Origin of the sequence: Gordonia sp. DT218, from assembly GCF_049847105.1 — a bacterium.
Lineage (GTDB): Bacteria > Actinomycetota > Actinomycetes > Mycobacteriales > Mycobacteriaceae > Gordonia.
Map to the genome: position 1 here is coordinate 881,037 of NZ_JBNCNS010000001.1, position 20,582 is coordinate 901,618.

21 protein-coding genes are annotated in these 20,582 nt (G+C 65.1%); 8 read left to right on the forward strand and 13 right to left on the reverse strand.

The genetic code is table 11. The features are described 5' to 3' along the window. Positions 1-2 precede the first annotated feature (2 nt). The gene (locus tag ACPXCG_RS04085) at positions 3-887 is read left to right on the forward strand and encodes an SDR family NAD(P)-dependent oxidoreductase (protein WP_425789320.1); all 885 of its coding nucleotides are present in this window, start codon (positions 3-5) and stop codon (positions 885-887) included. Positions 888-925: 38 nt separating this feature from the next. On the opposite strand, the gene ACPXCG_RS04090 is transcribed toward ACPXCG_RS04085, so the two are convergent. The 13 genes from ACPXCG_RS04090 to ACPXCG_RS04150 form a co-directional block, all read right to left on the reverse strand. Continuing rightward, on the reverse strand, positions 926-2,467 hold the full coding sequence (locus ACPXCG_RS04090; protein WP_425790489.1) for an AMP-binding protein: 1,542 nt from the start codon (positions 2,465-2,467) through the stop codon (positions 926-928). A 25-nt stretch (positions 2,468-2,492) separates the two neighbouring features. Then, positions 2,493-3,641, reverse strand: a complete 1,149-nt coding sequence (locus tag ACPXCG_RS04095; protein ID WP_425789322.1) for an acyl-CoA dehydrogenase family protein — start codon at positions 3,639-3,641, stop codon at positions 2,493-2,495. 12 nt (positions 3,642-3,653) lie between these two features. Beyond that, positions 3,654-4,799 (reverse strand): thiolase family protein, encoded by a 1,146-nt coding sequence (locus tag ACPXCG_RS04100; RefSeq protein ID WP_425789324.1) that lies wholly within the window; start codon positions 4,797-4,799, stop codon positions 3,654-3,656. Then, positions 4,792-5,637, reverse strand: coding sequence for an enoyl-CoA hydratase/isomerase family protein (locus ACPXCG_RS04105; RefSeq protein ID WP_425789326.1), 846 nt, complete (start codon positions 5,635-5,637; stop codon positions 4,792-4,794). Before ACPXCG_RS04105 ends, ACPXCG_RS04100 begins: the two co-directional genes overlap by 8 nt. Then, positions 5,634-6,887 carry a CaiB/BaiF CoA transferase family protein gene (locus tag ACPXCG_RS04110; protein WP_425789328.1) on the reverse strand — a complete coding sequence of 418 codons (1,254 nt, stop codon included), beginning with the start codon at positions 6,885-6,887 and terminating at the stop codon, positions 5,634-5,636. The genes ACPXCG_RS04105 and ACPXCG_RS04110 overlap by 4 nt, the downstream gene beginning before the upstream one ends. Next, positions 6,887-7,651 (reverse strand): SDR family NAD(P)-dependent oxidoreductase, encoded by a 765-nt coding sequence (locus tag ACPXCG_RS04115; RefSeq protein ID WP_425789330.1) that lies wholly within the window; start codon positions 7,649-7,651, stop codon positions 6,887-6,889. Before ACPXCG_RS04115 ends, ACPXCG_RS04110 begins: the two co-directional genes overlap by 1 nt. Further along, positions 7,651-8,829 carry an acyl-CoA dehydrogenase family protein gene (locus tag ACPXCG_RS04120; protein ID WP_425789332.1) on the reverse strand — a complete coding sequence of 393 codons (1,179 nt, stop codon included), beginning with the start codon at positions 8,827-8,829 and terminating at the stop codon, positions 7,651-7,653. The genes ACPXCG_RS04115 and ACPXCG_RS04120 overlap by 1 nt, the downstream gene beginning before the upstream one ends. Before the next feature lie 84 nt (positions 8,830-8,913). Further along, a complete protein-coding gene (locus ACPXCG_RS04125) occupies positions 8,914-9,231 on the reverse strand; it encodes a hypothetical protein (protein ID WP_425789334.1) in 318 nt (105 codons plus the stop codon). Further along, a complete protein-coding gene (locus ACPXCG_RS04130; RefSeq protein WP_425789336.1) occupies positions 9,197-9,619 on the reverse strand; it encodes a hypothetical protein in 423 nt (140 codons plus the stop codon). Before ACPXCG_RS04130 ends, ACPXCG_RS04125 begins: the two co-directional genes overlap by 35 nt. Next, positions 9,616-10,326, reverse strand: coding sequence for an ABC transporter ATP-binding protein (locus ACPXCG_RS04135; RefSeq protein ID WP_425789338.1), 711 nt, complete (start codon positions 10,324-10,326; stop codon positions 9,616-9,618). The genes ACPXCG_RS04130 and ACPXCG_RS04135 overlap by 4 nt, the downstream gene beginning before the upstream one ends. After that, positions 10,323-11,036, reverse strand: a complete 714-nt coding sequence (locus tag ACPXCG_RS04140; protein ID WP_425789340.1) for an ABC transporter ATP-binding protein — start codon at positions 11,034-11,036, stop codon at positions 10,323-10,325. Before ACPXCG_RS04140 ends, ACPXCG_RS04135 begins: the two co-directional genes overlap by 4 nt. Next, complete coding sequence (locus ACPXCG_RS04145; protein WP_425789342.1) at positions 11,014-13,152, reverse strand: ABC transporter permease subunit; 2,139 nt, start codon at positions 13,150-13,152, stop codon at positions 11,014-11,016. The genes ACPXCG_RS04140 and ACPXCG_RS04145 overlap by 23 nt, the downstream gene beginning before the upstream one ends. Next, positions 13,152-14,534, reverse strand: coding sequence for an ABC transporter substrate-binding protein (locus ACPXCG_RS04150; protein ID WP_425789344.1), 1,383 nt, complete (start codon positions 14,532-14,534; stop codon positions 13,152-13,154). Before ACPXCG_RS04150 ends, ACPXCG_RS04145 begins: the two co-directional genes overlap by 1 nt. A gap of 348 nt (positions 14,535-14,882) precedes the next feature. Between ACPXCG_RS04150 and ACPXCG_RS04155 the strand changes: the two genes are divergently transcribed. The 7 genes from ACPXCG_RS04155 to ACPXCG_RS04185 are packed head-to-tail and all read left to right on the forward strand — an operon-like array spanning position 14,883 to position 20,542. Next, the gene (locus tag ACPXCG_RS04155; protein ID WP_425789346.1) at positions 14,883-15,431 is read left to right on the forward strand and encodes a carboxymuconolactone decarboxylase family protein; all 549 of its coding nucleotides are present in this window, start codon (positions 14,883-14,885) and stop codon (positions 15,429-15,431) included. Between the two features lie 4 nt (positions 15,432-15,435). Next, positions 15,436-16,707 (forward strand): aromatic ring-hydroxylating oxygenase subunit alpha, encoded by a 1,272-nt coding sequence (locus ACPXCG_RS04160; protein WP_425789348.1) that lies wholly within the window; start codon positions 15,436-15,438, stop codon positions 16,705-16,707. Continuing rightward, positions 16,688-17,014 carry a hypothetical protein gene (locus ACPXCG_RS04165; RefSeq protein ID WP_425789350.1) on the forward strand — a complete coding sequence of 109 codons (327 nt, stop codon included), beginning with the start codon at positions 16,688-16,690 and terminating at the stop codon, positions 17,012-17,014. Before ACPXCG_RS04160 ends, ACPXCG_RS04165 begins: the two co-directional genes overlap by 20 nt. Further along, positions 17,014-18,225 (forward strand): amidohydrolase family protein, encoded by a 1,212-nt coding sequence (locus tag ACPXCG_RS04170; protein WP_425789352.1) that lies wholly within the window; start codon positions 17,014-17,016, stop codon positions 18,223-18,225. The genes ACPXCG_RS04165 and ACPXCG_RS04170 overlap by 1 nt, the downstream gene beginning before the upstream one ends. Next, a complete protein-coding gene (locus tag ACPXCG_RS04175) occupies positions 18,212-18,643 on the forward strand; it encodes a nuclear transport factor 2 family protein (protein WP_425789354.1) in 432 nt (143 codons plus the stop codon). Before ACPXCG_RS04170 ends, ACPXCG_RS04175 begins: the two co-directional genes overlap by 14 nt. Further along, the gene (locus ACPXCG_RS04180) at positions 18,640-19,764 is read left to right on the forward strand and encodes an acyl-CoA dehydrogenase family protein (protein WP_425789356.1); all 1,125 of its coding nucleotides are present in this window, start codon (positions 18,640-18,642) and stop codon (positions 19,762-19,764) included. Before ACPXCG_RS04175 ends, ACPXCG_RS04180 begins: the two co-directional genes overlap by 4 nt. Then, positions 19,757-20,542: an acyl-CoA dehydrogenase family protein gene (locus ACPXCG_RS04185; protein ID WP_425790491.1), complete on the forward strand. Its 786-nt coding sequence runs from the start codon at positions 19,757-19,759 to the stop codon at positions 20,540-20,542. Before ACPXCG_RS04180 ends, ACPXCG_RS04185 begins: the two co-directional genes overlap by 8 nt. Positions 20,543-20,582: the final 40 nt, after the last annotated feature.

Below are 20,582 nucleotides of genomic sequence, written 5' to 3' on the forward strand. Positions count from 1 at the left end.
TCGTGAGCTGGTTCGACGATCGGAGCCGACTCGATGACGCGGTGGCCGTGATCACCGGCGGCGCAGGCGGACTCGGCGAGGGTATCGCCCGGGACCTCGCCGCTAACGGCGTTCGCCCGGCCGTGATCGACATCGACGAGACAGCGGCGGATGTGTTACGCCGAGCTTTCACCGAGCAGGGACATGACGCGATCGTGCATTGCGGGGACGCTCGCGACCCGGGCGCACTCGCGGCATTGTTCGGTACGGTGGCCGAGCGTTGGGGCCGGGTCGACATCCTGGTGAACATTGTGGGTGGCACCTTTCGTGCCGATTTCGTCGACAGCACTCCCAAGGGCTGGGATGCTCTGCTGCGCACCAATTTTCACCATGTTCTACATGCGTGCTCACTGGCAGTGCCGCGTATGCAGGCGGCCGGGCGAGGCGGCAGCATCATCAACATCACCACCATCGAGGCACATCGTGCCGCACCCGGATTCGCTGTCTACGCGGCGGCGAAAGCCGCCGTCGAGCAGTTCTCCCGGACGCTGGCGATCGAGGTCGCACCCGATCGGATACGGGTCAACAACGTCGCACCCGACTTCGTCCCGACCCCTAATCTCGCGAAGTTCGGGCACGGCGAGACCCCACCGATGGCCACGGCGGCCGGCGCTCGCATCGCGATCCCGATGGGGCGCGTGGGCGAGGTGTCGGACGTCTCGAACGCCGTGGTGTTCCTCGCCTCGGGACTGTCGAGCTACATCACCGGCACCACCCTGCACCCCGACGGTGGCACTCTCGCCTCATCGGGATGGTTCAACTGGCCCGAGAACGGCTGGGCCAACTATGCGCCGGCGTCTGTACTGGACCGGCTGAACACCGTAGCCACGGATCAGTCCGAAGTGTAGGCGCAGTGCGGCGAGCACCGATTCGATCAGCGAATCGGTTATCCGCGGCCCGCCCGGGCAACCAACTCACGGACTCGATGCTTTTGCACTTTGCCCGACGGAGTGCGCGGAAAGTCCTCGACCTCGTGGATCTCCTCCGGCCACTTCTGGCGTGCCACGCCGGATTCTTCGAAATGCGCTCGTAACTCTTCCATGGTGAGCATCGGATGACCACTGCGCAGCCGCACCACCGCCGCAACACGCTCTCCGAGACGCGCATCCGGAGCAGACACCGCCACCGCGTCCGCGACGGCGGGCAAGGTCAGCAGAACCTCTTCCACCGCGGCGGCACTCACATTCTCTCCACCACGAATTATCATGTCGGACTTGCGATCGACGATGGTCAGGTAGCCGTCGGCATCGATCGCGCCGATATCTCCGGTGTGGTACCAGCCGTCGTCGTCGAAAGCACCGGTGGTCAGGGTTTCGTCGGTATAGCCGAGGCACAGGTCCGGACCGCGACTCAAGACCTCGCCGTCGTCCCCCAATCGGATCTCGACCCCGATTCGTGGCGTTCCGTCTGTACACAGTCGCTTGTCTTGCGGCGCAGAACCACTCGTACCGGTCACAGACGGATGCTCGGTGCTGCCGTACGCCCGCGTCACGGTGATACCGAGGTCGGTGAGACGCCTGGTCACGGCAGCGGGAATCGTGGATCCCCCGAGCCCGATGTGGCTGACATACCTCAGGTGGTCGCTGCGAAAATCCGGGTGATCGAGCAGACTGGTGACGAAGTACGTCGGTCCGCCCCCGAAGCCGATGCCGTCGGAGTCCATCAGGCCGAGCACCAGTTTCGGATCCCATTCGTCGCACAGGTCGACCGGGGTGCCTTCGAGGATCGGTATCAAGAACGCTGTCAGCATGCCCATGAAGTGTCCGACCGGAAGCGCGTTGAGCTGGCGACCGCGGTCCGGCTGGTAGTTGGCGATCTGCTGGCGAGTCTCGAATCCGAGAGTCTGATGCGTGTGAACCACACCTTTCGGGTCGCTGGTCGTCCCTGAGGTGTAGGCGATCAGTGCCGCATGACCGGGGTCCACGTCGAGGACACCACCCAACGGTTCGTCCTCGAGTAGTCCCTCGAAACTGCTGCCGACGACGCCGACGATGGGCACGTCGGCACTCACCGCCGGATCGTAGGTCATACGTCCGTGCTGCTCGGCGGTGACAAAGACCTTCGGCCGCGCATCTGAGAGGATGAACGCCACCTCTTTCGGTCCGTAGAAGTGCACGATGGGGACCACGACGGCGCCCAGAATCGATGAGGCCCAGAAGGTTGCGGCCGCTTCCATCCAGTTCGGCAACTGAAAAGCGATCACGTCGTCGGGCCCCACACCGCGCGCCCGGAGGCCCGCGGCCAAGCGGCGAGCCACCAGCTCCACATCGGCGAGAGTTCCGGTGTAGGGCCGCACCTTCGAGTGGACGTGAAACCCGAGGTCGGCATGCTCGTGCAATCCGCGGCCGAGCATCGTCCCCAGCGACTCATCGCTCCACCACCCCATCGTCAGGTAGTGGCTCCTCAGGTCGTCGGACATCGATCGCATCGGGACCGTGGTACTCACCGGCGGATCACAACCCGAGCGATTTCGCGATGATGGTCCGCATGACCTCACTCGTCCCCGCATAGATCCGGGCCACGCGTGCGTCGGTGTAGAGGCGAGCGATCGGGTACTCCATCATGTATCCGTAGCCGCCGAACAGCTGGAGGCACCGATCCACGGCCCGGGCCTGCATCTCGGTGCAGAACAGCTTCACCCGCGCAGCGTCGGCACCCGACAGCTCCCCTTCCACCAGAGCCACGACGGCCTGATCGAGCATCGCCTGCGCCGCCTCCACCTCCGTCGAGATCGACGCCAGCTCGAACTTGGTGTTCTGGAATCCGGAGACCGGTTTGCCGAACGCCTTGCGCTCCGAGACATAGTCGATGGTCGCAGTGAGCGCCGCCCGCGCCTGTGCGACCGAACCCGCCGCCACGGTCATCCGCTCCTGGGACAGATTGTGCCCCAGATATCCGAAGGCCGCGCCCTCCTCACCGAGGATGTTGGTCACCGGAACCCGCACATCGGTGAACGACAACTCCACTGTGTCCTGGACCTTGCAGCCCATCTTGTCGAGCACCCGCCCGCGCTCGAAGCCTTCCATCCCGTCCTCGACGACGAGCAGACTCAGTCCGGCACGGCGGTTCTCGGGATCGGTGGAGGTCCGCGCGACCACGATGACCAGATCGGCGAGCAGCCCACCCGTGATGAAGGTCTTGGCGCCGTTGAGGACGAAGTGATCGCCATCGCGGACTGCACTGGTGCTCACGCCTGCGAGATCCGATCCGGTCCCCGGCTCTGTCATCGCGACGGCGGTGAGCAGTTGTCCGGTCGCCAGGCCGGGGAACCAGCGATCACGCTGCTCGGCATTCGCATAGCGCAGGAAGTACGGCAGGATCACGTCGAGTTGGGTGCGCACCGTCGACAGGGTGACCAGCGCCCGGGAGGCCTCTTCCTGGAGGATCACGTTGTAACGGAAGTCCTCCTGACCGGCCCCGCCGTACTCCTCCGGGATGGCCATGCCCAGCACACCGAGTTCGCCGAGCCGGGCGAAGACGTCGCGGGGCATCTGCCCGGCCTTCTCCCACTTCGGGTACTCCCCGACGACCTCTTTCGTCACGAATTCCCGGACGAGAGCACGGAACGCCTCGTGATCCTCGTGGTAGATCCCACGTCGCATGTCGGATTCCCCTCAGGCCGTCAGCTCGACCAGGGTGGCGTTGGCGGTTCCTCCGCCTTCACACATGGTCTGCAATCCGTATCGAATGCCGTTGTCGCGCATATGGTGCAGCATTCGGGTCATCAGTATCGCTCCGGAGCCTCCGAGCGGGTGTCCGAGAGCGATCGCGCCGCCGAGCGGATTGAGCCGATCCGTCGGCGCACCGGTCTCGGCGAGCCAGGCCAACGGCACCGGCGCGAAGGCCTCGTTGACCTCGAAGGTCCCCACGTCGGACAGCGACACACCGGCTTTCGCGAGTACCTTGTCGGTCGCCGGGATGGGTCCGGTCAGCATCAGCACCGGGTCCGCGCCCGCCACCGCGCCGCCCCGGTAGTGCGCGATCGGTGTGAGGCCGAGTTCGCGCGCACGCTCGGGGGTGGTGATGAGCAGGGCAGCGGCGCCGTCGGAGATCTGGGACGAGTTACCCGCGTGGATCACACCGTCGTCGCGAAACGCCGGCCGGAGACCGGCGAGTTTCTCGACGGTGGAACCGCGCCGAACCCCTTCGTCGACCGAGACCGTCCCGGTACCCGTCTCGACCGGGACGATCTGCTCGACGAACGCACCTCGATCGATGGCTGCGGCGGCCAATTCATGTGACCGGACCGCGAACTCGTCCAGGACAGCGCGGGACAAACCCCACTTCTCGGCAATGAGCTCGGCCGAGATCCCCTGGTTGAAGGAGAAGTCGTCATAACGGGCCAAGACCTTGGGACCGTATGGCATCCCGGTGGAGCGCGCAGAACCCAGTGGCACCCGGCTCATCACCTCCACACCGCCCGCGACGACGACGTCCTGCTGGCCCGACATCACGGCCTGGGCGGCGAAGTCCAGGGCCTGCTGACTGGAACCGCACGCGCGGTTGATGGTCGTACCCGGGATCGACTCGGGCCATCCGGCCGCCAGCACCGCGTACCGACCGATGTTGCTGGACTGATCGCCGACCTGCGAGACACAGCCCCAGACGACGTCGTCGACGACCGACGGATCGATCCCCGTGCGACGGGACAACTCCTGCAGCACCACCGCGGAGAGGTCTGCGGCATGCATCTCCGACATTCCGCCGTTGCGCTTGCCGACCGCTGTGCGAACAGCTTCGACGATGACGACTTCACGCATTTCCACTCTCTCCGATCTCGTTGCGCGGCACGCTCCCTGGCGGAGGTACTGCCCAACCTCCGGTGAACGCCGGCTCCTTCTTCTGGGCGAACGCGGCGTACGCCGTGGCCGCGTCCGTGGTCCCGAAATTGATCACCTGCGCGCGCGACTCACGGGCCAGTGCTTCGTGCAGCGATCCATCGGCCCCCTCGTTCAGCAGGGATTTGATCTGCGCGAGCGCCACGGGCGGACCTGCGGCCAGTTGCTGCGCTATCTTCTCCACAAAGGCGTCCATCTCGTCGGCGGCCACCACCCAGGTCACCAAGCCCAACGTGTGGGCCTGCGCGGCGTCGATCATCTCCGCCAACAACGCAAGTCGCTTCGCCTGCTGCAGCCCGACGAGCCGCGGGAGGTGCCACGACCCGCCGAGATCCATGGACAGGCCGCGGCGCGCGAAGATCTGCGAGAAGCGTGCATCGGGGGTGGCGGCCACCAGGTCACAGCCGAGGGCCAGATTCCACCCGGCACCGACCGCGACCCCGTCCACCTTGGCGATCGTCGGGATCGGCAGGTCGTGGACTGCCATCGCGACATCGGCCAGGATGCGCATCTTGTCCACGGGATGGCGCGGATCGGGCTTCGAGATGTCGGCGCCCGAACAGAACGAGCCACCGGCACCGGTCAGGATCAGGGCCCGGGGGCCGTGCGAGCGCGCGGTGTCCTCCAGCACGTCGCGGAGCACGCACCACGCCGTCCAGTCGAGGGCGTTCTTCCGACCGGGCCGATTCAGCGTCACGGTTCGGACGCCCGTGGCGTCGTCGGTGACCACCACCCCCGAATCCGCGGTGTCGACCGTCATCGGTCGAACGCCGGACCGACCGCCCCCTGGGCGCGCAGCTCGGCGATGTCGTCGGCGCCGAGTCCGAGTCCGGCCAGCACACTGTCGGTGTGCTCACCGAGCCCGGGGATCGGACCCATCACGGGATCAAAGCCTGCGATCACCGGCGGTGGCAGTATCGCCGGGATCGGCCCGTTCGGTGTGTCGACCTCACGCCACCGGTCGCGCTCGGCGAGATGCGGGTGGGCGATCACATCGCTCGGCAGATTGAAACGCGCGTTTCCGATGCCCGCCGCGTCCGCGGCCTTCTGGATGTCGAGGAGATCGTGGTTCGAGCACCAGTCACCGATGGCCGCATCGAGTTGGTCGCGATGTTCGACCCGACCCGCGTTCCTGGTGAACCGGGGATCGGCCGCGAGGTCACCGCGTTGGAGTATCTCGGTCGAGAGGCGCTGCCACTCACGGTCGTTCGTGGTACCCAACACCACCTTCTGGCCATCGGCGGTGGCATAGGCGCCGTACGGGGCGACGGCCGGCGACCCCATACCGCGTGGTTCCTGATCGATCCCGGTGTGCCGGGTGTAATTGAGCGCGTAGCCCATCAGTTCGGCCATCGTGTCGAACAGACTGACCGCCACGGCACCCCCGCGTTGCCGCCGTTCACCGTCGCGTCCCTGTCCGACCATCAGCGACAGGATGGAGATCGCCGAATAGAGCCCGGAGCACACGTCGGCCATCGGCGGCCCCGGCTTGGCGGGCGCGTCCGGGTATCCGGTGATCGCGCACGCACCCGACTCCGCTTGGGCGAGAAGGTCATAGGCACGCTTGTGCGACAACGGTCCGCCCGGGCCGTACCCATCGATCTCGACCACGATGAGGTCGGGATGACGGTCCGCGAGATCGTCCGGCCCGATGCCCATCTTCGCCGTGGAACCGGGCGCCAGGTTGGACACCAGGACGTCGGCGCCGTCGAGCAACCGGTGCAGCACGGCCATTCCCGCAGTCGACTTGAGGTCGATGGTGATGGACTCCTTGCCGCGGTTCACCCAGACGAAGTGGGCGGCCATGCCGTTCGCGACGTCGTCGTAGTGGCGCGCGAAATCCCCACCGTTGGGGTTCTCGACCTTGATCACCCGGGCGCCCAGGTCGGCCAGCGTCCGCGTGCACATCGGCGCGGACACCGCCTGCTCGAGCGCGACGACGGTGATACCGGCCAGCGGCCCGTCCGACGGCGTTCCCGCGGTGTCGATTCGCTCGACCGGTGTCGACATCACATCACCATGCCGCCGTCGACCGGCAGCACCTGTCCTGTGATGAACGACGCCGCATCGGAGGCCAGGAAGACAAAAGCGCCGGCCACTTCGGAAGGTTCGGCCCAGCGCCGCAACGGAATCCGGTTGAGCATGGTCGGGGCGAAGCGCTCATCGGTGCGGATGGTCTCCGTCATCGGCGTCGCCGCCAGCGGGGCCAGCGCATTGACCAGGATCTGTTTGCGGGCCAGCTCACGCGCCAGCGACTTGGTGAGACCGATGATCCCGGCCTTCGCCGCCGAGTAGTTCACCTGCCCGAGTGTGCCGGTGATCCCCGCCGACGAGGTCACGTTGATGATGCGACCGGTGCCGTCGGTCGCCAAGTGGGGCAACGCCGCCTGCGAACAGTTGAAGGCACCCATCAGATGGATGTCGAGCATCCGCCGGATGCTGTCCTGGGTGGTGTCGGCGAACATGGCCGGGGCCGTCACCCCGGCATTGTTGACCACGATGTGGACGTGCCCATCCCCCAAGGCCGCCGCGCGACTCATGACGGCGTCGGCGGCGTCGCGGTCGCTGACGTCGAGCGCCATGCTGTCGGCCTTGCCACCCGAGAGCGAGATCTTCTCGGCGACCTCGGCCGCCGCCGATTCGTTCACATCGGTGACCATGACCGCCGCTCCCGCGGTGGCCAGCGCCGCGGCCACCGCCGAACCGATGCCACCGGCGGCACCGGTGACGACGGCCGCGCGGCCGGTCAGGTCGAACATCGTGTTGTGGCCCATCAGTAACTCCTCGGCATGCCCAATGTGTGTGATCCCAGATAGTTGAGGATCATTTCCTGGCTGATCGGCGCGATCCGCATGACACGCGCCTCGCGGAAGTAGCGTGCGACGTTGTACTCCTCCGAGTACCCCATGCCGCCATGGGTCTGCAGTGCACGGTCGGCGGCCGTGAAACCTGCATCCGCGCAGAGATATTTGGCCGTGTTGGCCTCTCGACCACAGGGTTTCCCGTTGTCGTAGAGCCACGTGGCCTTGCGCAACACCAGTTCCGCGGCATCCAGGTGCGCGAGGGAGTCGGCCAGCGGGAACTGGATGCCCTGGTTCATCCCGATCGGACGGTCGAACACCTCGCGCTGCTTTGCATAGGTCACCGCGCGGTCGAGTGCGACCCGGCCGATCCCGAGCGCCTCCGCCGCGATGAGCATGCGCTCCGGATTGAGACCGTCGAGGAGGTACTTGAAGCCCTTGCCCTCTTCACCCACCCGGTCCTCCTCCGGCACGTACAGGTCGTCGATGAACACCTCGTTGGAGGTGACCGCGTTGCGGCCCATCTTCTTGATCGGCCTGATGTCGACGTGCGCGCGATCGAGATCGGTGAGGAACAGCGTCATCCCGTCGGTCTTCTTCTCGACCTCGCCATAGGGCGTCGTCCGGGTGAGCAGGAGGATCTTCTCGGCCTCCATCGCCTTCGAGATCCACACCTTGCGACCGTTGATCACGTAGCCGTCGTCCTTGCGGCGCGCGGACGTGGTGATGCGCGAGGTGTCGAGGCCCGCACCGGGTTCGGTCACGCCGAAACACACGTGCAGGTCACCGTTCACCACGCGGGGCAACGTCCGCTGTTTGAGTTCGTCGGACCCGTGCTTGACCACCGGTTGCATACCGAAGATCGAGAGGTGGATGGCGGTCGCCGCGTTCATCGCACCACCCGAACGCGAGACCTGCTCGAGGAGAATCGAGGCCTCGGTGATCCCCAGTCCGTGCCCGCCGTACTCCTCCGGGATGGTCATGCCGAGCCAGCCGCCGTCGGCGATGGCCTGATAGAATTCGGTCGGGAACTCGTGTGCGAGATCCTTTTCCATCCAATAGTGGTCGTCGAAGCGACCGGCCAACTCGGCGACCGACTTCCGGATCAGCTCTTGATCCTCGGTCAGATCGAAACTCATCCCTGCAGACATGAACCGAACCTTCCTGTGTGCTTGTGCCGGACATGCGCGCGCACCGGCCCTCCCGTGTGTCGGGCCGGTGCGCGCGGCCGCCGGTCAATCCGATGCCGGGAGCGCTTTCGCAGACTTGAGGGTCATCTCCGTGCCATCACAGATGAGGGGACCCGCGCCGGCTGCGGCGCATAGCAACTCCACGGTTTCGTCGGCGTTGACGTAACGCTTGCCGATCAGCACACCGGGTGCCGATCCGTCTTTCGGCGGCTGTGTCACCGATTTCACCGGCTGTACTGGCGTTTCACCACAGATGATCTCGGCGACACCGTCGGCCGGAGCCTTGACGACGACCACCTTCGTGGTGCACGTCGGACATGCCAACTGCTCACCCGCGCGCAACGGCGGGACTCTCGTGGTCATTGCGAATATTCTCCTTCGCATCGGTGGTGTGTTTTCCGGCCACCGGGGCCGGGGCAAGGCGCTCGCCGAAGGTGTTGAGATCGAACGACTGCCGTGCCAGCCAGAAACGCAGGAAGTTGGTCAGCGAGTAGCGCAGGAAGACCGCCGACCCGACGATGGCGACGGCCACGCCCGTGAGTGCGATCGTCAGCGCGTCACGCTGGACGAGTGGGTCGGATGTGTTGTGCGACATCAGATAAGCGACCACGCCCAGAGCGACGCCGATGACCATGGCGGCCACCCCTAGTCGAACCCACAGTTGAGATCTGGCAGCAGCGGGATCGGGGATCTTCAGCTTCTCGAGTTCCTGTGTGAATCGTTGCGCCCGGTCATCCGATGTGGCGGTCATGTGGCACTTCCTAGGTAGAGGTTGGCGAGTTCATTTCTGAGTGATTCTCCTGGCGGACCCTCGTATTCCACCTGTCCGCGGACCAGTACAGCGGCATGATCGGCCATGTCGAGCACTGCCGAAGCGAACTGCTCGACCACCAGGACGGCGACACCGTCACGAGCGATCTGGGCCACGTGCTCGTAAAGCTTCTCCACCACGAGGGGGGCCAGGCCCATCGAGAGTTCGTCGAGGAGCAGTACCGCCGGATCTGTTGCCAGCCCGCGCGTGAGGGCGAGCATCTGCTGTTCACCGCCCGACAGGGTGCCTGCGGTCTGCGATGCACGTTCCTCGAGGATCGGGAACCTCGAGAAGGCGATGTCCTCGATCTGCTCTCGCGACTTTCCGGTGAACGTCATCATCCAGAGGTTCTCGCGTACCGTCAGATTCGGGAACACCCCACGGCCCTCGGGGATCAGACACAACCCGGCCAGCGCCGCATTCCGGGATGCGATGCCGGTGACGTCGCGACCGCCGTAGAGAATCCGGCCCGAGTCCACCGGATGCACACCCGCAGCCACTTTTTGGGTGGTGGTCTTGCCGGCGCCGTTGGGTCCGAGCAAGGCCACCACTTGGCCGGCGTGAACGCTGATGTCGACACCGTGCAACGCCGTGATGCCGTCGTAGCCGGCGCGAATATCGCAGAGTTCGAGTAACGGTGGAATCATGCTGTCCCCAGATAGGCGTCGAGTACCGCGGCGTTCTGGCGCACCGATTCCGGTGGCCCGGAGGTGATGATCGAGCCCAGGTCGAGCACGTGGACCTGGTCGCAGACACTCATCACGAGTTCCATGTCGTGTTCCACCAGCAGGATTGCCACCCCGTCGGCAGCCACTGTGCGGAGGATCCCGGCGAAGCGCTCGGTCTCTTCGGCATCCTGTCCGGCCGCGGGCTCGTCCAGGAGGATCAGATCCGGTTGCGTGGTCAGCGCTCTCGCCACCTCCACCTGACGACCAACGCCGGTCGGCAGTGAATCGGCGAGCCGGTCGGCGTACGCCTCGAGCTGGGCGCGCTCGATGACCCCGTCGACCAGTTTCGTCACGTCACGTCCGTGGCGGCGGAGCTCGGCCGCGACGAGCAGGTTGTCGCGGACACTGAGCCGGCCGAACAGTTCGAGCCCTTGGAACGTCCGTGCCATACCGCGCTTGGCGCGCTGCGCCGGGCCCAGCCGGGTGATGTCCTTTCCATCGAGGACCACAGAGCCCGTATTCGGCCGCCGAAGGCCCCCGATCACGTCGAACAACGTGCTCTTGCCGGCACCGTTGGGTCCGATCAGCCCGGTGATGTGTCCGCGCTCGGCGGCCAGATGAACACCGTCAAGCGCCCGGTGCGCGCTGAAGGACACCGATACATCACTAACTTCCAGCAGCGACGGCACGATCCAACACCTCCTCGTCATCTTCGGACCATGGCCGGGAGATACCCCACCATTCGACCGGGATCTCCGGGTCATCGGACCCGTCACCCGCATGCCTGCGACGTTCACGCCAACCTGCGAACAGCGGAGTGAGTACCGCTGCGACGACCATTGCCAGACAGAACACGTAGCCGTTGATCACATCGGCAAGCCGCAGCAGCCACGCGACCAGCGTCCACCCCACGAGGGCACCCATCACCACACGATCGGCAAAGGCGGTGTCCCATTGCTTGCGTAGCGCCGCGATTCCGCCCTGTTTGACCGCCCTGGCCCCGAAGGCGATGCCGAGGAGCGCCGGAATCGCCTGGGACACCTCACGCAGCATCGGCCACAACACGCCGATCGCGTTGAGCGGCCCCGCGAGTGCCGCACCCGTGAAGAGTCCACTCCCCACGGTTCCCATTCCTGCCAGGACCACGACCAGGAAGATCGGCAGTCCCGAGATGAAGTTGAACTGGTCTCCGGTCACCGATCCGAGTTGCATGCCGTACAACGCACCCCCGAGTCCGGCCAACGCGGAACTCATACCGAAGACGAGCATCTTCGATATGAGGAGGTTGCCGCCGAGAGTGGCGTAGGCCGCCTCGCTGTCGCGGAGCGCGATCAGCTTCCGCCCGAGGCGACCGCGCCGGAGCAGCGCCACGCCGAGCGTGGCGACCGCGAGGACCACGGCCGCGAAAACAGTGGTGCGTTGCGGAGTGTCGATGGCATAGCCGAACAATGTAGGGCCCGGCACCTCGACCGAGCCCTGGTCGAAGAACGAGATGTGCACGCCGAAGAGATCAAAGGCGGGAAGGGTGAAGATCCACCGATCGAAGATCACCGCGATCGCGGCCGTCCCCAAGGCGAGATACACCCCCGACAATCGCAGTGCCGGCAGCGCGATTGCCGCTCCTACGATGCCGGCGATCACCATCGCCGCGATGATCGCCCACCACTGACCGTTCGCTCCCAGGTGGCCACAGACGATCGCACCGATACCGGCGAGCGTGATCTGGCACAACGAGATCTGGCCGGCGTAACCCGCGAGCGGCACGTAGGAGAGCGCCAGCACACCGAACGCGAAGATCTGGCCATAGGTGAGCAGGTCGCCGTCGCTGAGCACTGTCGCCAGAATCAGACCGGACCACACAATCACCAGGGCGAAGAAGATGGTGCCTCGCAGCGACGGCAGCGGCACCGGGCTCAATTGACGATCTCGGCCCCGTAACCGTCCGTGCGGAAAGGCCAGCAGGGCGAGCAGCAGCAGAATCGCGGGAGCTGCCAAGCGAATTCCGGGAAGGTACGCGTTCTGCGGCAGATAGCCCGTCAGATAACTCTCCATGCAACCGACCACGACCGCGCCGAGGAAGGTGAGGGGGAGACTCTTGAGCCGACCGAAGATCGCCGCTGCGTATGCACTGACGATCACCAATGACAGTGACATTGCATCGAGCGCGACCACCGGAGCGATCAGGACACCACCGATGGCGGCCAGCTCGATTCCCAGCACCCACGCGATCCGATTGGCACGCACCGGATCTGCTCCGGTGAGACCGACCAGCGAGCGGTCGTCGACCGTGGCACGCATCTCGGTACCGGCCCGCGTCCGGAACAACAGGATGCGCAAGCCGGCAGCCACCAGGATTGCGACGATCATCGTGAGTGCCTGGTGCCAGGTCACCGTGGCACCGAAGACATGGAACGGCTGCTGGTCGGCGAAGAACTGCGGCAGGTTGCGCGGTTCGTTCGGATCCCAGATCCATCGCGCCACCGCGATGAGGCCGCTCAACAGCGCAACCGTCATCACCAGCTTCTCGGCTTCACCGAGGGGCTGCACCGGACGCATCGCGATCTCGACGAGCAGCCCGAACAGTGGCGTCAGCACGCCGAGCACCACGACCAACGACAACCAGACGGGCCATCCCCAGCCGATGCTGAACTGCCAGTATGTGAATGCCGCCATCATGCCGGCGGCGCCGTGGGCGAAGTTGAAGACACCGGTGGTGGTGTAGGTGACGACCAGCCCGCCGCTGATCACTGCGTAGATCGCGGCGGTGCTGAGTCCGACCACGCCGAAGGCGAGGAATTGATCCATTACTGCACGTCACTCATGCTCTTGCCGACATCGGACAACTTCATTCCGTTGCCGTACTGACCGGCCCACTTCTTCACCGGGATGTTGCAGCGGTACGCCCCCTGGTCGGGACCGAAGTCGGCCGGCGTCCACCCGTTCGCGGTCGACTTCTCGACGTTGAAGCACGGCGACGGCGCCGCACCCGGCATGAGATTCTGCGGGGCCTGCAGCCCACCCGCGGTCCATTGGGTTTCCTTGGTCGCGGCACCGAGTACGCATGCACGGGTCACATTGTCTCCGCAGCTCACCGCCGACTTGGCGAACACCAGCCAGGCCGAGAAGGCGCGCAGCGCGGGGAGGGTGATCGTGGCGTCGGGAGCGTACTTCTTGTACAGCTCCTTGAGCTGGTTCATCACCGGGTCTGTGCTCTCGATCGGCAGGACACCGCCGAGGTCGACGAGATTGTTCTGCTGCTCTGCCGATGAACCGATCAGGTCGAGGAACGACTGACTGTAGGCGTTGTTGTTCGCATCGATCCAATCGGGCTTGTAGTTCATGCTGGTCAACACGCTCTCGAGCTTGGCGAGCTGCTTGTAGTCCCCGAAGAAGATCAGACCTTTGACGCCCTTGTTCTTGATCGCCTGCGCGTACGGGGTCCAGTCCGACACTCCGGCGGCGGGATACACATCGTTGTAGACGAAGGTGCCACCGGCGGCCTTGACGGTCTCGGTCTGAATGTCACCGAGGACCTTGGTGACCGGAGAGTCTCCGTTGATGATGCCGACCGCATTCGCGGACTGCGGATACGCGTCCTTCAACAGCCACTCGCGGAATTGGTAGTAGGGCAGGTAACCGAAGACTTGCGACGGTGACGCCTGCACGCTGAGGTCCGCGCCGAGTTCGCTCAGCTGAGCGACCTGCGCGGGGAAGTTCGGGAGGAGGCACGACAACCGATCCTTGGTGCCCAGCGCATCGAGGGCCGCTCCACCACCGACGAGCGCGAAGTCCTGCTTGCACGCCTCGGACATCTGCTGCCGGACTGCCATGAGGTTCGTGTCTCGCGTCGTCGCCACGAGTTTACGACCGTTGATCCCACCGTTGTCGTTGCACCACGACGTGAAAACCTTTGCCGCGTCCCCGAACTCCGAGTTCTTGGTGAAGCCGACATCAGACATGACACCGACCTGGATCTGATCGTCGGTGACCCCCTGCGCGGTGGCCCCCTTCGCGGATCCGTCCTTGCACACATCCGTCAGATCACCGAACGAGCTCGAAACGCTCGACGAGGATCCGGTTCCCGCCGCCCCGCTCTCCTCGGTCCCGCTCCCGTCGCGGCCGCCACATCCAGCGGCAGTAAAGGCCACCACCACGATGGCCATCGCGAGTATTCGCTGTGCTCTCACCTGATTCTCCTCAATGACGTCTCCGGGCCGGCCTATCCCACCGGGATTCGAGAGCGTCTGGCGAAGGCCGTCGGATCAGTTCCGAAGCGCAGCCGTGGCATCCCTGCTCTCGCTAATGAGAAACTAGCTTCTCCTAAACGAAGAATCAACACATTGGGAGATCCAGGTCACAGATTCATCGCACCCGCGGGTGCGCGACGTCGCAGGATGCCGGCAAGCAACCCTGACATCCGACTCTGCAGGCCTCGCGGTACGCCAGGAAACATGCGCCGATCCATTGACTCGCGGGGCAACTCGTGAAAACGTAGTATCCGTCATTGAGAATGTGATTCTCCGAAGGAGGGCCGAATGCGGCTGACACCCTTGCCGGGCGACCAGTGGGACGACGACGTCGATGCCGCACTGGCGGGCATGCTGCCGAAGAGGCGACGGAATCCCCAGGGTGCCGGCAATGCGCTGGCAACCCTCGTACGCCACCCTGATCTCACCAAGGCATTCATGCCGTTCAACGTGCACCTCTTGTTTCGGTCCACACTGTCCGACCGGATTCGTGAGGTCGCCATCCTCCGGGTCGCTGAACTCAGCAAATCGGACTACGAACTCGAGCACCACACGGGTATGGGCCAGTCCGTCGGGATGACACTCCGAGAAATCGACGACGCGCGCAACGGAGTCGCGCTCGACCCCGTCGAACAACTCGTCCTCGAGGCGGTCGGCGAGTTGGACCGTCACCACGCGATCCTCGACGCGACCTGGAAGTCCCTCGCCGAGCACCTCACCGACCGACAGGTGATGGATCTGGTCTTCACGGTCGGCGCCTACTCCACATTGTCCATGGCATTCAACACGTTCGGCATCGAGCCGGATCGCGAACTCCAGCCTGAATACGAAAGGTAAACCATTGGCACACTTCAAGAAACCCGCTGAAGGAAGTTGGACCGAGCACTTCCCCCAGCTCGGGACAGCTCCGGTGGACTACACCGACTCGATCGATCCCGAGTTCTATGAGAGCGAACGCGAGGCGATCTTCAAGAAAACCTGGCTCAACGTCGGCCGGGTCGAGCGCCTCCCCAAGAAGGGCAGCTACTTCACCCGCGAGCTGGCGGCGGCCAACACGTCGCTGATCATCGTCAAGGGCAAGGACGACGTCGTCCGGGCCTTCCACAACGTCTGCCGACACCGTGGCAACAAGCTGGTGTGGGACGACTTCCCCAACGAGGAGACCGCCGGCACCTGCCGACAGTTCACCTGCAAGTACCACGCCTGGCGGTACGACCTCACCGGCGATCTGAGTTACGTCCAGCAGGAGGGTGAGTTCTTCGACCTCGACAAACAACAGTTCGGCCTCAAGTCGGTCCGGTGCGAGATCTGGGAAGGGTTCATCTTCATCAACCTCGACCCGAACGCCGAGTCGCTGGACGACTATCTGGGCACCTACGGCAAGGGACTCCAGGGCTATCCGTTCCATGAGATGACCGAGGTCTACAGCTACCGCGCCGAGGTCGGCAGCAACTGGAAGCTCTTCATCGACGCCTTCGCCGAGTTCTATCACGCCCCGGTACTGCATCAGAAGCAGGCCGTGAAGGACGAGGCCGACAAGCTCATGAAGGTCGGTTTCGAAGGCCTGCACTACGACTTGCAGGGCCCGCACTCGATGGTCTCGTCGTGGGGCGGCATGGCGCCACCCAAGGATCTGAACATGGTCAAGCCGATCGAACGCATCCTGCGGTCGGGTCTGTTCGGTCCGTGGGATCGACCCGACATCGAAGGTCTGGATCCGCTGCCGCCAGCCATCAACCCCGCCGGCGCGGTCCCCTGGGGCGTCGACGAGTTCGAGTTCTTCCCGAACATGTCGCTGCTGTGCTGGGCGCCGGGTTGGTATCTGACGTACCACTATTGGCCCACCGCCGTGGACCGGCACATCTTCGAGGCCAAGCTCTACTTCGTGCCGCCGAAGACGGTCCGCGATCGCCTCGCCCAGGAGCTGGCCGCGGTCACCTTCAAGGAGTACGCGTTGCAGGACGCGAACACTCTCGAGGCGACGCAGAAGATGATCGAGACCCGCACTGTCACCGATTTCCCCTTGTGCGACCAGGAGATCCTCCTGCGTCACCTACACAAAACGGCTGTCGACCACGTCAAGGAGTACGAAAATGCCAAAGCTGCCAGCTGAATTCGCGGAACTGGAGAAGTACTCGGACTGGTGCCTGCCCACCGAGGCGCAGCGCTATGCGAAGCGGCTCGAGTCGAGCATGGCGGACATGCAGGAGTTCTACGACGCGGCGATGAAGCGCCTGGACGACGCGTGCGTCTTCGGTGACAAATTCCCGCTCGACGACCTGCCCGAGGATGTACGTTCGCTGATCCACCTCATGCAGTCGCTGGTGATGGTGTCGTTCCCCGTGGAGGTCTGGAAGCAACCGCGGGTCCCCGACAGCGGTGCCGCCTGGGCGGAACTCGTCTCCGAACCCGTGGTCTGATGGTCACTCTCAAGGCGGCCGGTCTGGTCGACGTCGACACGGGTGAGCTGATCACCCCGGGCATCATCCGTGTCGACGGCGATCGGATCGTCGGAATCGGTGGCGAGCCAGAGGGCGAGATCATCGACCTCGGCGACAACATCCTCCTCCCCGGACTGATGGACATGGAGGTCAACCTGCTGATGGGTGGCCGGGGCGAACGGCCCGTCTACTCCACGGTCCAGGATGACCCGCCGACCCGGATGCTGCGTGCGGTGGGCAATTCCCGCCGCACGCTCCGCGCCGGCTTCACCACCGTCCGCAACCTCGGACTCTTCGTCAAGACCGGCGGATACCTACTCGACGTCGCGTTGGGTCGGGCCATCGACAAAGGGTGGATCGACGGACCGCGCATCGTGCCGGCCGGACATGCGATCACCCCCACCGGCGGCCACCTCGACCCGACGATGTTCGCCGCCTTTGCGCCCCATGTCCTGGACCTCACCCTCGAGGAGGGCATCGCCAACGGCGTCGACGAAGTGCGCAAGGCGGTGCGGTATCAGATCAAGCACGGCGCGCAGCTGATCAAGGTCTGCGTGTCGGGCGGCGTCATGTCGCTCACCGGAGAACCCGGGGCGCAGCACTATTCGTTCGACGAGTTGTGTGCCATCGTCGACGAGGCGCACCGTCGCGGTCTGCGAGTGGCATCGCACACCCATGGCGCCGAGGCGGTCAAGCAGGCTGTGAAAGCCGGTATCGACTGCATCGAACACGGCTTCCTGATGGACGACGAGGCGATCAAGATGCTGGTCGCGAACGATACCTTCCTGGTTCCGACCACCCGGCTGGCCGACGCGATGGATGTCTCGCACTCCCCGCCCGAGCTGCAGGCGAAGGCGGCCGAGATGTTCCCGAAGGCCCGGATCTCGGTGAAGAAGGCGTATGACGCCGGGGTGAAGATCGCGGTCGGCACAGATGCGCCGGCAATTCCCCACGGCAAGAACGCGGACGAACTCGTGGCGCTCGTCGAGCGCGGGATGCCGGCATCCGCGGTACTGCGTGCGGCCACCGTCACCGCCGCCGAGTTGATCCGGGTCGACGACCGCGGCCGGCTGGCCGAGGGGCTGCTCGCCGACATCATCGCCGTTCCTGGAAATCCACTGGAGGACATCACCGTCACGCAAGATGTCCGCTTCGTGATGAAAGGTGGCAAGGTCTTTGTCCAGAAATGACGCATCCAGAAATGACGACCTGATCGACATCGAGCAATTGCTCGCCAAGTACGCGGTCACGATGACCAAGGGTGACACCGAGGGCGTGGTGTCGGTGTTCACCCCGGACGGCACCTACAGCGCGTTCGGCGAGGTCTATCCCCTCGACCAGTTCCCCCGGCTGGTCGAGGCGGCGCCGAAGGGCCTGTTCCTCACCGGCACCGCCCAGATCGACCTCGACGGCGACGAGGCGACCGGCACGCAGCCCCTCTGCTTCATCGATCACACCCAGCAAGACATGCGTATCGGTTACTACAACGACACCTACGTCCGAACGGACGACGGCTGGCGATTGCGCACCAGGGCGATGACGTTCATCCGCCGCAACGGCGAACACAATTCGGGCCGCCCCCACGCGATCTCCTTCACCGGGGAATGAACACCGAAGAGTTCGGCACGGCCGAGTTCCGGGCGGTGGTGCGCGAGTGGCTCGACACCAATGACCTGTCCCCCGGCGACGACCATTCCTTCGACGCCCAGGTCGCCCAGCTGTCCCGTGTCCGGCGAGCCCTCTACGACGCCGACTGGATGCGTTACGGCTGGCCTGCCGAGGTCGGCGGACTCGGCGGCGAGGCCGTGCTGCGGGCGGTGCTCGGCGAAGAGGTCGCGACACGCAATCTCGCCGAACCGGGCATCTACTCGATGATCGAGGTGCTCGCACCGACCGTCATCTCCTACGCGCGGCCCGAGTTGGCCGCTGAGATGGTGCCACGACTCCTCAACGGCGACGAACAATGGTGCCAGGGCTTCTCCGAGCCCGGGTCCGGAAGCGACCTGGCCTCACTGAGTACGCGCGCCGCGCCGGATCCCGACACCGACACCGACACGTGGATCATCAACGGCCAGAAGGTATGGACCAGTCTCGCCCAGTTCGCCGCCCGCTGCGTCCTCCTGACTCGCACCGGCCCCGGCCACGAGGGCATCACTGCGTTCTTCGTGGACATGGACACCCCCGGCATCACGGTGCGACCGCTGCGGACGATGCACGGCGTGGACGAGTTCGCCGAGGTCTGGTTCGATGACGTCGTGGTGCCGGCCGACCGGATGCTCGGCCGGCCCGGCGACGGATGGCGGGTCGCCATGGACCTGCTGCCGCACGAGCGATCGACATGCTTCTGGCACCGCATCGCCTATCTGTATTCCATTCTGGACAACCTTGTGCAGCAGTCGGATCCCGTAGACGACCTCGATCTCGGTGCGGCTTACCTCGCCGCGCACACCGTTCGGTCCAGGTCGTATGCGACGCAACAACGATTGGGCGCGGGCGGCCGGCTCGGTCCGGAGACGTCGATCGACAAGGTGCTGCTGGCAACCGCCGAACAACAACTCTTCGACACCTGTCGCGATCTGGTGCCAGGTGCGATCGAGTGGACCGATCCGGTCCTGCGGTCCGAGTATCTCTATTCTCGTGCGGCGACGATCTACGGCGGCACCGCCGAGATCCAGCGCAACATCATCGCGCGCCGACTACTCGATCTGGGAAAGGGTGACAGTGGATAGCGCCGAACAGGATCTCTTCGCCGACACCCTGCGCAAGGTCATGTCGTCGAGTTCCGGGCCGACCCTCGACAAGGCGCTGGCCGAACTCGGGTGGTCGGAGATGCTCGCCGACATCCCCGATGTCGCGATACCACTCGTGTTCCGCCTGCTCGGCGAAACCGGCACGCACAGCTCCATTCTCAACGACGTCCTGTTGCTCGCCCACGACGGTGAACCCGGCTCCGTGGTGGCCCTGCCGTTCGTGGGGCACCGGTGGGTGGAGTGGACCCGGGAGCACATCGACGGGCAGGACTCGATCGATCCGGAGCTACCGCTGCACGAGGTGACCCGTGGCGTCGACGTCCCGCTCGCCCAGGCTCGTCTGGCACTCGGCTGGTGGCTGCTCGGCTCCAGCCGGGCGATGCTCGATCTCGCGCGGACCCATGCACTCGACCGCACACAGTTCGGTCGACCGATCGCGGCGTTCCAGGCCGTTCGTCACCGACTCGCCGAAACGCTGGTGGCCATCGAGGGGGCCGAGGCCACCCTCCGGGTTGCGCATGACGACTTCGGCGCTCTTCTCGCGAAGGCGGCGGCCGGTCGGGCCGCGTCGATCACCTCACGACATGTCCAGCAGGTTCTCGGTGGTATCGGATTCACGGCGGAGCATCCGTTTCACCGGCATGCCCGCAGGGTCATCATGCTCGATTCGTTGCTGGGCAGTAGTCGAGAGCTGACGCGCGAGGCAGGTGCCCTGATCCGCACCTCGCAGACCGCTCCGCGGTTGATCGACCTCTGAGCGGAGTCGTCTCGTCTCGAACTCCGGGCATCACAGACAC

Excerpts from the sequence above, each read along its gene's own strand:
- ACPXCG_RS04180 (WP_425789356.1), top strand. The coding sequence starts at position 18,640 with ATGAACACCGAAGAGTTCGGCACGGCCGAGTTCCGGGCGGTGGTGCGC.
- ACPXCG_RS04145 (WP_425789342.1), bottom strand. The coding sequence starts at position 13,152 with ATGGATCAATTCCTCGCCTTCGGCGTGGTCGGACTCAGCACCGCCGCG.
- ACPXCG_RS04120 (WP_425789332.1), bottom strand. The coding sequence starts at position 8,829 with ATGTCTGCAGGGATGAGTTTCGATCTGACCGAGGATCAAGAGCTGATC.
- ACPXCG_RS04155 (WP_425789346.1), top strand. The coding sequence starts at position 14,883 with ATGCGGCTGACACCCTTGCCGGGCGACCAGTGGGACGACGACGTCGAT.
- ACPXCG_RS04125 (WP_425789334.1), bottom strand. The coding sequence starts at position 9,231 with ATGACCACGAGAGTCCCGCCGTTGCGCGCGGGTGAGCAGTTGGCATGT.
- ACPXCG_RS04100 (WP_425789324.1), bottom strand. The coding sequence starts at position 4,799 with ATGCGTGAAGTCGTCATCGTCGAAGCTGTTCGCACAGCGGTCGGCAAG.
- ACPXCG_RS04115 (WP_425789330.1), bottom strand. The coding sequence starts at position 7,651 with ATGGGCCACAACACGATGTTCGACCTGACCGGCCGCGCGGCCGTCGTC.
- ACPXCG_RS04090 (WP_425790489.1), bottom strand. The coding sequence starts at position 2,467 with ATGCGATCGATGTCCGACGACCTGAGGAGCCACTACCTGACGATGGGG.
- ACPXCG_RS04170 (WP_425789352.1), top strand. The coding sequence starts at position 17,014 with ATGGTCACTCTCAAGGCGGCCGGTCTGGTCGACGTCGACACGGGTGAG.
- ACPXCG_RS04095 (WP_425789322.1), bottom strand. The coding sequence starts at position 3,641 with ATGCGACGTGGGATCTACCACGAGGATCACGAGGCGTTCCGTGCTCTC.
- ACPXCG_RS04130 (WP_425789336.1), bottom strand. The coding sequence starts at position 9,619 with ATGACCGCCACATCGGATGACCGGGCGCAACGATTCACACAGGAACTC.
- ACPXCG_RS04165 (WP_425789350.1), top strand. The coding sequence starts at position 16,688 with ATGCCAAAGCTGCCAGCTGAATTCGCGGAACTGGAGAAGTACTCGGAC.
- ACPXCG_RS04105 (WP_425789326.1), bottom strand. The coding sequence starts at position 5,637 with ATGACGGTCGACACCGCGGATTCGGGGGTGGTGGTCACCGACGACGCC.
- ACPXCG_RS04110 (WP_425789328.1), bottom strand. The coding sequence starts at position 6,887 with ATGTCGACACCGGTCGAGCGAATCGACACCGCGGGAACGCCGTCGGAC.
- ACPXCG_RS04135 (WP_425789338.1), bottom strand. The coding sequence starts at position 10,326 with ATGATTCCACCGTTACTCGAACTCTGCGATATTCGCGCCGGCTACGAC.